This window comes from bacterium, assembly GCA_016873475.1.
Taxonomy (GTDB): domain Bacteria; phylum Krumholzibacteriota; class Krumholzibacteriia; order JACNKJ01; family JACNKJ01; genus VGXI01.
The window spans coordinates 1-12,900 of sequence record VGXI01000080.1 but is presented as its reverse complement, the minus strand read 5'-3'; the positions used below and the strand labels follow the sequence as shown (position 1 = coordinate 12,900).

10 protein-coding genes and 1 pseudogene are annotated in these 12,900 nt (G+C 70.4%); 6 read left to right on the top strand and 5 right to left on the bottom strand.

Going from position 1 to position 12,900, the window contains the following annotated elements; genetic code table 11:
- Window positions 1-113 precede the first annotated feature (113 nt).
- Window positions 114-1,820 (top strand): annotated as a pseudogene (locus FJ251_08230) (type III restriction endonuclease subunit R).
- Between the two features lie 374 nt (window positions 1,821-2,194).
- On the opposite strand, the gene FJ251_08225 reads toward FJ251_08230, so the two are convergent.
- Window positions 2,195-3,100: a hypothetical protein gene (locus FJ251_08225; GenBank protein ID MBM4117717.1), complete on the bottom strand. Its 906-nt coding sequence runs from the start codon at window positions 3,098-3,100 to the stop codon at window positions 2,195-2,197.
- A 79-nt stretch (window positions 3,101-3,179) separates the two neighbouring features.
- Between FJ251_08225 and FJ251_08220 the strand changes: the two genes are divergently transcribed.
- Window positions 3,180-3,389 (top strand): molybdenum-binding protein, encoded by a 210-nt coding sequence (locus FJ251_08220; GenBank protein MBM4117716.1) that lies wholly within the window; start codon window positions 3,180-3,182, stop codon window positions 3,387-3,389.
- Window positions 3,390-3,520: 131 nt separating this feature from the next.
- Window positions 3,521-4,708, top strand: a complete 1,188-nt coding sequence (locus tag FJ251_08215) for an aminotransferase class III-fold pyridoxal phosphate-dependent enzyme (GenBank protein ID MBM4117715.1) — start codon at window positions 3,521-3,523, stop codon at window positions 4,706-4,708.
- Here FJ251_08215 and FJ251_08210 read toward each other — a convergent pair.
- The 3 genes from FJ251_08210 to FJ251_08200 form a co-directional block, all read right to left on the bottom strand.
- The gene (locus tag FJ251_08210; protein ID MBM4117714.1) at window positions 4,705-5,109 is read right to left on the bottom strand and encodes a hypothetical protein; all 405 of its coding nucleotides are present in this window, start codon (window positions 5,107-5,109) and stop codon (window positions 4,705-4,707) included. The genes FJ251_08215 and FJ251_08210 overlap by 4 nt on opposite strands.
- A 103-nt stretch (window positions 5,110-5,212) precedes the next feature.
- Window positions 5,213-6,601: a sigma-54-dependent Fis family transcriptional regulator gene (locus tag FJ251_08205; protein MBM4117713.1), complete on the bottom strand. Its 1,389-nt coding sequence runs from the start codon at window positions 6,599-6,601 to the stop codon at window positions 5,213-5,215.
- A 112-nt stretch (window positions 6,602-6,713) separates the two neighbouring features.
- Window positions 6,714-7,976 carry an SAM-dependent methyltransferase gene (locus FJ251_08200; protein MBM4117712.1) on the bottom strand — a complete coding sequence of 421 codons (1,263 nt, stop codon included), beginning with the start codon at window positions 7,974-7,976 and terminating at the stop codon, window positions 6,714-6,716.
- A 75-nt stretch (window positions 7,977-8,051) separates the two neighbouring features.
- Between FJ251_08200 and FJ251_08195 the strand changes: the two genes are divergently transcribed.
- The 3 genes from FJ251_08195 to FJ251_08185 are packed head-to-tail and all read left to right on the top strand — an operon-like array spanning window position 8,052 to window position 11,657.
- Entirely contained in the window at window positions 8,052-9,644 is a 1,593-nt protein-coding gene (locus FJ251_08195; protein ID MBM4117711.1) for a right-handed parallel beta-helix repeat-containing protein, read from the top strand.
- A complete protein-coding gene (locus tag FJ251_08190) occupies window positions 9,644-10,252 on the top strand; it encodes a hypothetical protein (GenBank protein ID MBM4117710.1) in 609 nt (202 codons plus the stop codon). Before FJ251_08195 ends, FJ251_08190 begins: the two co-directional genes overlap by 1 nt.
- A 49-nt stretch (window positions 10,253-10,301) precedes the next feature.
- Window positions 10,302-11,657 carry a peptide MFS transporter gene (locus FJ251_08185; GenBank protein ID MBM4117709.1) on the top strand — a complete coding sequence of 452 codons (1,356 nt, stop codon included), beginning with the start codon at window positions 10,302-10,304 and terminating at the stop codon, window positions 11,655-11,657.
- A gap of 157 nt (window positions 11,658-11,814) precedes the next feature.
- Here the strand turns inward: FJ251_08185 and FJ251_08180 are convergent.
- Window positions 11,815-12,900, bottom strand: a 1,086-nt coding sequence (locus FJ251_08180) for a hypothetical protein (GenBank protein ID MBM4117708.1), incomplete at its 5' end; no start/stop codon positions are given.

Below are 12,900 nucleotides of genomic sequence, written 5' to 3'. Positions count from 1 at the left end.
GGGCGACCTTGGCCTTGAATTCAGCCGAGAACTTGCGTCGGTTTGCCATTGCTCCATGTCCTCCGTTCAGAGTCGTGGAGCCACCTTAGCACGCTGTCCGGTTTCCTGGGACCATCTCTGTGCTCTCGCTCTTCTTCATCGACCGCGTGGCCAACTATCGGAACTATGGCAACGATGGCAAGCCGCTGCCCGGCAAGTTCGCGGAGGCTCTCGAATCCGAGCTTCGGGCGTTCGCCCAAGAGTCGCGCTACGCGGATCTTGAATGGCTTCGCCAGCCTCTCGATGGACTGCACAACGGCTACTTCGCGCAAGATCGGAAAGGCATTGCCAAGGATAGCCGCGGCGACACGCAGGCCGACGATGAGGTCTACAACCTCATCATGAAGGACAAGGAGCGCTTGCTTTCACTCGAGGAGCCCTTGCGCTTCATCTTCAGCCACTCAGCCCTGCGGGAAGGTTGGGACAACCCGAACGTGTTCCAAATCTGCACGCTCAATGAAACGCGGAGCGCGGTCAAGAAGCGGCAAGAGATCGGTCGCGGCCTGCGCCTCCCGGTTGACCAGAGTGGAATCCGGGTCTTCGATGAGTCGGTGAACAAGCTCTACGTGATGGCCAACGAAAGCTACGAAGACTTCGCTCGCGCGCTCCAGACCGAGTACGAAGAGGAGTGCGGGGTTACCTTCGGCAAGGTTCCGTTCACTGCCCTGTTGAAACTGACCCGCGTCGTTGACGGCGCAGAGCGGTCCATCGATTGTGAGGCCGCCGAGGCGATTCGCGCCGCGCTGATTCAGCAGGGGATGCTCGATGCGAACGGGCGGCTACAGCCTGCGTTCGATCCCAAGCGCAGTGACTTCAAACTCACGCTGCCGGGGGCGCTGCGTGATCTTGCGCCGGTGGTAGTGGATCTCTTGGCTGCCTACCAGATCGAGCGACATGTCCGAAGAGAGCGCGACGAGGTGACGAGCCGTCTGCGCAAGGAGGTTTCGCTCAGCCCGGAGTTCGTAGCGCTGTGGGACAGGATCAAGCCCAAGACAACGTACCGCTTGGAATTCGATACCAATGCGCTCGTGCAACGTGCAGTGGACGCGATCCGCCGTATGGAACCCATCGAAGCACCTAGAATCCAGATCGCTACCGGTCGCGTCCTCGTGTCAAAGGGCGGAGTGAGCACTGAAGCAGCGAGCATCGCTGAGGAGCGGCCGGCCTACACCGTTCAGGGGCTGCCGGATCTCCTCGCCTATCTGCAGAACGAGACGGAGTTGACGCGATCCACCCTCGTGCGCATCCTTGCGGAGTCAGGCCGTCTTGCAGATGTCTTCGTGAACCCCCAGCGCTTCCTGGACCAAGTTGCAGCGATCTTGAAGTACGAGCTGCATCGCTTGCTTGTTGACGGTATCAAGTACGAGCGCCTTCCCATGGACGGGGCGGACGCGGCCTGGGAGATGGTGCTCTTCAAGAACGAGGAACTCGTGAGTTACCTGAATGCACTGCAGGTTCAGAAGTCCGTCTACGACTACATCGTGTACGAGTCGGAAGTGGAGCGGGAATTCGCACAGCGACTCGACCAGCGAGAGGACATCAAGCTGTTCGTCAAGCTCCCGCACTGGTTTGAGATCGATACGCCCGTCGGCAAGTACAACCCCGATTGGGCCATCCTGAAGCATGACGGCAGTGCGCTCTATCTCGTCCGCGAAACGAAGGGAACCCGTGACTTCCTCAAGCTCCGCACTGCGGAAGCAGACAAGGTCCGTTGCGGGCAACGGCACTTCGAGGCATTGGATGTCCCCTTCGCGGTCGTGGTCAGCGCAGATGAAGTATAGCCCACCAGAAGTCCAAGGAGCCGACCGTGCCTGAGTGGACTGAATGGGTTCCCTTTCCCGATCCGCGACGCCTTGGTCTCATCCGCGCTCCCTTCGGACCCGGCATCTACGAGTTGCGCCGTGCGGACACCAAAGAGCCAGTCCTGAGAGGGCAAGGCGGCAACTGCGCCTCCCGGATGTCGAGCCTGTTGCCAAGGCCACTTGGGACGGGAACGAGAAACAACGAAGCCAAGCGAGCTTACGTCCTTGCCAACTTGCCCTTGATCGAGTACCGAACCTGCGCCTGTGCCTCGAAGGAAGATGCCAAGGCTCTCGAGCGCAGGCTGAACCGCGAGGCGCCTTGCCTCTTCCCAACCTAGCTGCCAAGGCCTTAGCTACTGAACTAGCATCAACTTGCCGCCAGCTACCCCGGCCGCGGTTCGCAGGCGATAGAAGTAGAGCCCCGCGGGCAGCGGGCGGCCCGCCGCGTCGCGCGCAGTCCAGTCGACCTCGCTGCGGCCGGCGGGCGCCGGGCCGTCCCAGAGCGTCGCCAGGCGGCGCCCGGCGGCGTCGTGCACGCTCAGGCGGGCGGCGCCGGCGGCGGGCAGCGTGAAGTAGAGACGCGTCTGCGGATTGAAGGGGTTGGGCCAGCTCCCGTGCGCGAGGGCGGCGGGCGCCGCGGGCGCCGCCGTCGGCAGGACCGGCAGGCCCACCATGTCGAAGACGCCGCTGCTGATCGAGATGATCATCAGCGCCGTCGGGTCCAGCATGCGCCCGCTGAAGCTGCCGACGAAGCTCGAGTCGCTCACCTCGCTCACCGTGATGCTGCCCGTCGCCCCGAAGAAGCGATGCTCGGCGGCGAGCCCGTTCAGCCAGGCCTGGATGTCGGTGGGGTCCTCGGGGATCGTCAGCCCGGAGAGCCCGTCGAAGAAGACGAACTGCGAGGTGAAGCCCGTGACGTCGATGGGGTAATCGCCCGGCGTCAGCAGACCCGGCCGGCGCAGGATGAGCAGGCCGAGGTCCACGGTCTGGTCCTCCTGGTAGACGGCGCCGTAGGCCCAGGCGATCGTGCTGTCCTGCACCACCTGGAGGCTGCCGCCCGCCGCCTCGAGTTGCCCCCCGCCCCAGATCAGGCTGTCCAGGCTCGCGCCCTCGGCGCTGAAGCTGCCGTGGTAGCTGCCGAAGGGCCACTGCTGGTAGTTGAAGGCGTAGAGCCCGCTCGTGAAGACGACGGGCGTCTCCTGAGCGAGGGCGGGCAGGGCGGCGAGCAGGCAGGCGAAGGCGGCGAGTAGGGACTTCATGGTTACGCTCCGGGTCGGGATTGGGCTAGAGTATAGCATGTCCGGCCCGTCGCCGGTCGAGAGCTGTAAGGAGCCCGCCATGGAGTACGGTGCGCGCAACAAGGTCCATGCCACGGTCAGCTCGGTGAAGCGCGGCGACGTGATGAGCCTGGTGAAGTTCAGCGTCGAGCTGCCCTGCGCGATGGCCTCGGTGCTCACGACCGAGTCCGTCGAGGAGCTGAAGCTCCAGCCTGGCGACAGGGTGACGCTCGTCGTGAAGGCGATCCACGTGCTGCCCGTCAAGGAGTAGCCGGGGGGCACCGGGCGACGAGGATTCAGGAGGGTGGTGAAGTGAAACGCCGACTCTACCTGGACGCGCAGCCGCAGGTGGCGGCGGCCATCCTCGGCGCAATCCCCGACACCCACGAGCCCTAGGCGGTCATGGAGGCAATCCTCGGCTACCCCGGTCACGCGACCCTGCTGCCGGACATCGTCCGCGCGGAGAACTGCACCCTGCATGCGGCGGACGGCCGGCGCATCGTCGACCTCGAGGCCGGTGTCTGGTGCCTCTGCCTCGGCCATGGCCACCCGCGCGTGCTCCAGGCGCTCAGCGAGCAGGCCGCGCTGATCGCCCACGCGGGCTACGCCTACTCGCACCCGGTCGTCGCCGCTGCCGCTGACGACCTGCTCGCGCGCCTCGGCCTGGCCGGCGGCCGCTGCGTGCTGCTCGCCTCGGGCAGCGAGGCCGTCGAGTACGGTGTGCGCACGGCGCAGCTCCTCGCCGAGCGGCCGCTGCTCCTGACGATGAGCGACTCCTACTTCGGCGCCTACGGCTCCGCGAGCCGGCGCCAGCCCGACGAGTGGGTCGTCTACGATTGGCTCGCCCGCGGCGATTGCGGGCACGGCGAGGACTGCCTGGCCCGCTGCGCGCACTGGGCGGCGCTGCCCTTCGAGCGGATCGGCGGCCTGCTGCTGGAGCCGGGCAGCTCATCGGGGCTGGTGCGCTTTCCACCGCGGGCCCTGGTGCGCCGGCTCGCGGCGCGCATCCAGGGCGAGGGCGGGCTGCTGCTCGTCAACGAGGTGACCACGGGGCTGGGGCGCACCGGCCGCTGGTTCGGTTTCCAGCACTACGACCTCGCGCCGGACATCGTCGCCCTCGGCAAGGGCCTGGGCAACGGCTATCCGGTGAGCGCGACGGCCCTGGCGCCCCGCGTGGCGCAGCGCCTCGGCGATCGCCTGCCCAGGTACGCGCAGTCGCATCAGAACGACCCGCTCGGCGCCGCGGTGCTGCGGGCCGTGATCCGCGCGCTCGCCGAAGAAGGACTCAGCGAGCGGAGCCGGGAACTCGGCGAGTGGTTCCTGGCCGAACTCCTCGCCATCGCCGAGCGCGAACCGCGTCTCGCGGCGGTGCGCGGCCGCGGCCTGATGCTCGCGCTCGAGCTGGAGGACGCACCCGGCGCCCCCTTCACGGCGGCCCTCCAGCGCGCGCTGCTCGAGGCGGGCTATCTCGTCGCGCAGCGGCCGGGACTCAAGGTGCTGCGCGTCGACCCCAGCCTGACGGTGCCACGCGAGGCGCTCGCTGGCTTCCTCACTGCACTCCCGGTGGCACTCGGCCGCGCCGCCGGCTAGGGGCCGAGCGGGTAGCGCTCCTCGACGAAGGTCTCCAGGCGCAGCGTGCGGATGCTGCCGCGCACGCGCAGCGCTCCGTCCTCGACGTTCCAGGCCAGCGAGAGGTGCAAGGGCATCTGCTCGCCGGCCGGCGCGGCGGCGGCCAGGGCCGCCAGCCGCGCTTCCAGCTGCGGCCGGAAGGCGACGCGCCCGGGACCGCTCAGATCGATGACCAGGGCGCGTCCCCCCGCGCCGCCGTGCGGCGCGAGGCGAGCCGCGAGCGTCGGCAGGAACTCCCGTTCGAGCGCCGCCACGGCGCGCGCCTGCGAATCCCGCGGCGGGCGCAGGGCGGTGCTCGCAAGCAGCGCCGCCGCCGCCAGGCCAAGGACGAGCCAAGGGATGAGCCGACGCCGGGCGCGCACTCGCATGCTCCGCAGTATCGGCCAGCGCCGTCGCCGAGACAAGAACCGGGGGCCGCAGGCGCCCCCGGCGGGAGTCCGCCACATTGCTGTGACGCTGCTTGATCTAGCGCGCCGCCGCCTTCTGGCTGGCCCGCTTCGGCTTCTTGAAGGGGGCCGGCGAGAGGCCCACCTCCTTCAACATCGTCGAGAGGCTCGGGCGCGGCACCTTCATCATCTCCGCGGCGGCCGTCACCTTGCCGTCGGCCAAGCGGAGCAGCCGGGTGAAGAAGCGGCGCTTGAAGTCCAGTTCCACCATGGGCTTGGCCTGATGGTACTCGAGCGGCAGCAGCTCCACGTCCAGCCCGTTGACGCCGAAGTCGCCCAGGCTGAGCGTGCGCCCTTCTGCGCGCAGGACGGCAAGCTCCACGCTGCGCCGCAGCTCGAGCAGGCTGCCCTTCCAGCCGCGGCGCAGGAGCAGGGACTCGACCTCCGGTTCGAGCTCGAGATCGGGGCGCCCGTGGCGCCGGCCGAAACGCCGCAGGTAGCCGCGCACCAGCGCGGGAATGTCCTCCCGCCGCTCGTCCAGAGCGGGCACGCCGAGCGGGAAACTGTGCAGCAGGTTGAAGAGCTCGCCGTGGAAGTCTCCCTCCCGCATCCGCTCCTTCAAGTCCGGCGAGGCCGTCGCGATCAGCCGCACGTCCACCGCCCAGGCGTGGATGCCGCCCACCCGAGTGCAGCGCCCTTCGCGGAGCGACCGATACAGCTCGACCTGCACGCTGCGCGGTAGCAGACCCACGGATTCCAGGAGCAGAGTGCCGCCGCCGGCAACCTCGAGCAGACCGCGGCGCCGCAGGCCATCGCGACCCTCGCGGCCGAAGAGGCGCACGCGGCAGTCCTCGACGGAGAGTCCGCTCGGATTGAAGCTCACGAAGGGCTCGCGCGCCCGCCGGCTGAGGAGATGGATCTTCTTCGCCACCTCGCGCCGGCCGCTGCCCGTCGGGCCATAGATGAGCACGCCCTGTTCCGTGTTCGCCGCCTTCTGGATCGCCTCGTGCAGGCTGCCGAGGCCGCCGCCCATCTCGTAGACATCCAGTTCGAGCTGCTGCTGGCGCAGGTAGAGCCGCTCCTGGCGCCGGCGCTCGTGTTCGGCCGCTCGGTCCAGCACGATGCGCAGTTCCTCGACCGGACAGTCCGCCTCCAGGTGCGCGAAGATCGGCTGGCGCAGCGCGCGCAGCCGCTGATCGGCGGGTAGGCCTTCGCCGACCAGGGCGATCACCGGTAGCTCGGGCCGGGTCAGCAGGAGCGGCTCGAGGCCGTCGAGCAGTGGCACGGCGCTGCGCAGCTCCACGTGGATGAGCAGGAAGTCGGGCAGCCACTCGCCGAGCTGCGCGATCGTGTCTTCGATGCTGCGGGAAGTCTCGATCTGGTAGTCAGCGGCCAGGGCCTCGGCCCAGCGCAGGATCAGCAGGCCGTTGGGATCGAGGAGCAGTACGCTCGGACTGACGAGGGTCATGGCTTCCTCAGCGGACGAGTATCGCAAGCTGTCGTGCGCCGATGGCTCTTAACATATAGCAGCAACCCTGGGAACTTGCACTGCATTTTCTGCAATAGTCACCTTCTTGTGACTAACTCTGCTCCGCACCGCAGACGCAGACCCAGTGTTCGGCGCGGCGCGGCGCCCGCCGGTCTCGGTAGATCAGCACCGTCACCGGGCGATCGCCCTGAGCACGCAGCCGCTCGCGCAGGGTCTCCGGATCGAGCGGGAAGCCCCGCTTCTTGAGGACGAGCGGTCCGGCCTCCAGGCGATCGAGGGCAGACTGCAGTCCAGGCAGGCTCAGGGGTAGCCATTCGAGCGGCTGCCAGCGGCGCAGGAAGGGACTCGCGACGGAGGGCCCAGCCAGGTAGGCGATGCCCGGCGCCACGGGCGCAAGGCCGTGCCGGCGGGCGAAGGGACCAACGAGGCCGGCGCGAATGAGCGCCGGGTCCGGCTCGTGGATGAAGAGCCCGCGCGCGGCCTCGGGGCAGGGGGCCAGCGGCGCCGGATCCGGCTCCGGCTCGGCGGCGAAGCTCAATGGCTGCCAATCGGCCAGACCGCCGGCCAGCAAGGTCGCCTGGCGAGGGCAACCGCGCCGGGCGGCCCCGCCCCAGAGAACGGCCTCGCGCAGCTCGCCGCGCCAGGAGACCGTCTCGAGCTCCCAGTCTCCGGCGGCGAAGCCCGCCAGTGGGCCGGCCGGGCCGGACAGGGCCTCGCGGTCCAGGGGCAGCGCCGGTCCCCACTTCAGGCACCAGGCCTCCGCCCGCGCGAGCAGCGCGGCGATTGCGCCGGGCGGCGGCGAGAAGGCCGCCGGCTCCCGGTGGCGCCGGCCGCCCGCGCGACGGGCCGGGTCCAGGTAGAGCGCGCGGTGCGCGGGCAGGGGCGTCTCCGGGTAGCGGCCGGTGAGGACCTCGCCGGGCAGGCCGAGTGCGGCCAGGTTCGCGCGGGCCAGGGCCGCCGCCAGCGGATCGGCCTCGAGGCCGGTCGGCCGGGCACCCGCGGCGGCCAGGCGCGTGAGGTCGCCGCCGGCGCCGCAGCCGAGATCCAGCACGGGAGCGAGGGGCGCCAGGCGCGCAGCCCGGTGGGCGGCCAGCGGGTGGCTGCTCGCCTGCTCGAGCAGCTCGGGCGTGAAGCGCAGGGGCTCCCCGGGGAGGAACTTGAGCGCCTGCCGCTCGCGGGCGGCCGCGAGGCGCAGGGCCAGGGCGACGAGCTCCACATCCGCGAGGCGGCGCAGGGCGGCCACCCGCCGCGGCGCCTGCCACTCCGCCGCCGGCAGCGCCGCGAGCGCTGCGCGCAGGGCGTCGCCCTCGGGGCCGTCGAGGCGCGCGAGGAGGGCGGCGGGATCGCTGGGCATGGCGGGCTCCGCGAGGATCTTCCGGTTCCGGTTGCCGGTGGCGATAGTCTATCATTCCCCTGCCTCACGGGAAGGATGCGAATGGCCCCCACCTCGATGCCGAGAGACCGCGCGCAGCGGCGGCTCGCTCCCTGGACCCTGCCGGTCCTGCTCGGCGTCCTCGCCTGCAGCCTCGAGATGGACGGCCTCGCGGAGAACCGCCCGCCTCAGGTCGGCGAGATCGCGATGGACCCGCCGCCGTCCGCGCTGGCGCCGCTGGACAGCTTCACGCTCAGCGTCGAGGCCACCGACCCGGACGACGATCTGTTGCGCTACGCCTGGGGCGCAGGCAACCAGGGCAGCTGGGTGGACAACGTCACCAATGCGGCCACGGTGATCTGGGTGGCGCCGGCCAGCTTCGCCGCCATCGACACGCTGAAGTTCAGCGTGCAGGTGCGCGACCTCGATGACGACAACCCGGTGACGCGCCAGCTGGCGGTGCCGGTCGTCGAGCGCAGCGGGGCGCTGCGCGTGCGCATCGTGGATCTCGCGGGCGCGCCGGCCGCCGTGCCCATCGGCATCCTCGGCGTCGACACCCTGGAGACGCCGGCCAGCGAGCACTTCATCCCGGCGCTGAGCTGGGGCGAGAAGGTGGTCTTCAGCTTCGCGACGGCCGCCTACCAGGGCGCGACGGCCAGTCCCCCCTTCGCCGGCTACCCGGACACGCTCTTCATCCACCCGGACGTCGAGAACGCGCTCACGCTGACCGTGGCGCCGAAGAGCCTGCTCGTCCTGCCGGGCGTGCACGAGGGCACCCTGCTCACCGAGCTGCAGAGCGCGGTGGACTACTGCGCGGGCGCCGGGCTGGACAGCCTGCTCCTGTGGCGGCCGAACACTGCGCTCGCACACCAGGAGCTGGCGGCCGGCGGCAGTGCGGCGCTGCGCATCGACGCCGCCGATCTCCTGCTCGCGCCCTTCCCGGGCCACGGGCCCATCGTCCTGAACGCCGCACAGGGCGACAACGACTACGGCATCTACCTGGCGGGGCGCAGCGGCGCGACGCGGCTCGAGGGCCTCGTCGTGACGGGCGCGGCCGAAGCGGGGGTCGTGCTCGATCGCTCGAGTGCGCGACTCGCCGACACGCGGATTGCGGACTGCGGCGGCGCGGGCGTTTACCTGCGCGGCGCGGCGGGCGATACCCTGGCGCTCAGGCGCTGCGTGATCGCGCGCTGCGCCGAGGGTGTCTCGCTGGCGGGCGGCGCGCTGGACGCGGAGGCGCTGCTCGTCGCGGACAGCGCCTGGTACGGCCTCTGGCTGCGCGGCGGCGCTGCAGGACGCCTTGCGGGCGCGACGATCGTGCGCTCGGCGGTGGCCGGCGCCTTCTTCGCCGAAGCGGGTGCCGTCAGCCTCGAGCGCTGCCTCTTCGCCGGCGGGAACTGGGGGCTCTTCGTGCAGTCCGGGGCGGCGCCGCTCCTGGACTGCAATCTCGTCTGGGACAACGCAGCCGGCGGCTACGGTGGCCTCGCGCCCGGCGCGAGCGACCTCGCCACCGATCCGCTCTTCTGCGATCCCGCGGCCGACGACTGGCGCGTGGACGCCGCGAGCCCGGCGCTCACGGCCGCCTGCGGGCCGATCGGCGCCTTCGGCGACTGCGCGAGCGAGCCCGGCCTGCCCGTGGAGGAAGACTGATGCGCGCCCTCGCCCCCGCCCTGCCCCTGCTCGCAGCGCTGGCGGTCGCCGCGTCCGCGCGGGCCGACTACGTCGATCCCTGGGGCTTGCCCTCGGGCTCGGCCTCGCTGCGCCTGGCCACGCAGGACAGCATCCAGTCGGGGGGGCGCGTGCAGGCCATCGACTTTGCGACGGGCGCCGTCGACTCGCTCGCGAGCTATCTCGCGCTCGTCCTGGGCGGCGTCGCCGATCTGCTCTTCGTCGAACTGGTGCCGGGCGAGAGCGCGCACTGGCTGCGCGCGCCCGAGGACCCGGTTTACCAGAACGACCAGCCGCTGCTCGTCGACCTCGGCGTGCTGCCGCTCGCGGCGGTCGCCGACATGCTCGACGACGCGGGCGATCCCCTGCCCCTCGCCAGCTTCGCGGCCGCGGCGGCCGGGCACGCCTACGCGCTGCTCCAGGTGCAGCGCGGCGCCGAGCCCGAGACGACGGCGGTGAAGCTGGCGATCACCGCGCTCGGCGACTCGCTCGTCGCCTTCGATTGGGCCTGGCAGCCCAACGGCAGCCGCGAGTTCATTCCCACGCCCGCCGCAACCACCAGCCTGGGCGCGCTCAAGGCGCGCTACTGAAACCCCAGCGATTCCGAGGACCCTGGACCCGAGTGAAAGGCAGTCACGCATGAGCACACAGCGCACGATCCTGGGCCACCCGCCCGGCCTCTTCGTCCTCTTCTTCACGGAGATGTGGGAGCGCTTCTCCTACTACGGCATGCGCTCGCTGCTCGTGCTGTTCATGGTCGACCACCTCTTCCTGCGCCCGGACGTGGGCCAGGAAGTGCTCGGCTTCAACGCGATCAAGGGCACGCTGGAGGCGATCTTCGGGCCGCTGGCGAACCAGCCGCTTTCCTCGCAGATCTACGGGCTCTACACGGCCTTCGTCTACCTGACGCCGCTCTTCGGCGGCATGCTGGCCGACCGCGTGCTCGGCCGGCGCAAGACGGTGGTGCTCGGCGCCGTGCTGATGGCGATCGGCCACTTCCTGATGGCCGTCGAGAACCTCTTCTTCCTGGCGCTGCTCTTTCTGATCCTCGGCAACGGCGCTTTCAAGCCGAACATCTCGACCCAGGTGGGCGACCTCTACCCGCCCGGCGATCCGCGCCGCGACCGCGCCTTCACGATCTTCTACATGGGCATCAACCTGGGCGCCTTCTTCTCGCCCCTGGTCTGCGGCACGCTGGGCCAGACGCTCGGCTGGCACTACGGCTTCGGCGCCGCCGGCGTCGGCATGGTGCTGGGCCTGGTCGTCTACCTCTGGGGCCGGCGCTTCCTCGCGCCGGAGACCCTCGCGGCGACCAAGGAGAAGCGAGCGGCCGAGCGGCAGCCGCTCACGAAGGACGAGTGGCGCCGCATCTGGGCGCTGGTCACCCTGTGCGCGCTGAACATCGTCTTCTGGGGCGTCTACGAGCAGCAGGGCAACACCATGCAGCTCTGGGCCGACCGCAACACGAACTGGAACTTCCTGGGCTTCCAGGTGCCCTCGACCTGGTACCAGGCCTTCAATCCGATGATCATCTTCATCTTCGCGCCGCTGCTGAACACCTTCTGGGCCTGGCAGGCGAAGCGGAATCGCGAGCCGGGCAGCGTGATCAAGATGGCGATCGGTTGCTTCATCCTCGGCGCGTCCTTCCTGATCATGATCGCCGGCGTGCAGGGCATGGGGCCGGAGGACCGGAAGAACGTGATGTGGCTGCTGAGCACCACCTTCGTGCTCACGATCGGCGAGCTGTACCTGTCACCGATCGGGCTCTCGCTGGTGACCAAGGTGGCGCCGGCGCGCATCGTCTCGATGATGATGGGCGTCTGGTTCCTGTCGAGCTTCTTCGGCAACTACCTGTCGGGCTTCCTCGGCACCTTCTGGGAGAAGATGCCGCGCGAGGCCTTCTTCGGGATGCTCTGCATCCTGGGCCTCGCGGCGGGCCTGGCGATCTGGACGCTGAGCAAGCCCCTGAAGGCGGCGGTGGCGTCGCACGAGTAGGCGGCGACGCCCTCGCCGAAGGGCCCGCGTAGCGCGAAACGGCGCCGGCCCTTGCCGCCGTCGGCGACGAAGAGCCCCCTGCGGGTGCCGATGCAGAATCACGCAGCGGCGCTTGAAGTAGACAAGCGCACCGCGACATCCGAATGCGCGGCCGGGCTCAGAGCCGCGGCCCCCGCCGGCGCTCGGACTCGCGGCGCTCGGTGTAGCCGAGCTTGTCGCAGAGTTCGAGCAGCGGCACCGAGTACTTGCGGCTCACCTCGAGGCGCGCGCCCACGTCGCCCACCGTGATCACTTCCCTTTCGGCGAAGAGCGCGCGCAGGCCCTCCACCAGGCGCGCGAAGGGCTCGGCGTGGACGAGCGTCTCCGCGTTCACGCGCAGGAGGCGACCGTTCGCCGTCAGGTAGTCGACGAGGTCGGGCACCTGCTCCGAGGGCACGCCCAGCTCCGCAAAGGTCGCCAGCGGCGGCGAGGCGAGGCCGGCGGCCAGCCAGGCGGCCTCGACCTTCTCGACCCAGGCCGCGGCGGCGCCCGTGGGCGCCGGCTCGCCCTCCCCCACGCGGACGCCCTCGCCGCGCAGACGCAGGCTCCCCGCGCGCTCGAGCTGCTCGAGCAGGAGCTGGAAGGAAGCCTGCGGCACCTCGGGCGCGAGCGCCGCGCGCAGGCTCTGGCGCGCGGGACCCCAGGCGAGCGGGTGCTCGGCCTGGAAGCGCTCGGCGCGCTCCGCGATGCCGCGGGCGAGTTGCGCGACGGCGTCGGCATGGAACAGCCGCTTGCCGAGCGCGAGCAGGCGCCCGGCGGCGAGCAGCGCGGGCAGCGGATCCTCGCCCGGGTACTTCTCCACGAGGAGCGCGGCGTCCCTGTCCGCGAGCCCGGCGGCGCTTGCATCGAGCACGGCGCGCTCGAGGATCACCGCCGCGTCGCCGCCCTCCTTGAGCTTCACGGCCTCGAGGTCGCGCTCGCGGCCGTGGCGGCGCTTGGGCGCCGTGGCCTCGATCACCTCACCGCCGGCCACCGTGCGCATCGGCGAGTAGAAGCGCACGATCACGCGGTCCCCCGGCGCGCAGACCGCCGGCGATTCGAGCCGCGCCTGGCCGAGGCACTCCTCGCCCGCGCGCAGCGACTCGCGGTCGAGCAACACGAGCCGGCCGATGATCTCCTGCGTGCCGAAGTGGAAGCGCAGGCGCGTGCGGTGCTTGAGCGTCCAGGGGCAGCTCGCCAGGCAGCGCAGCTTGAGGGTGACCAT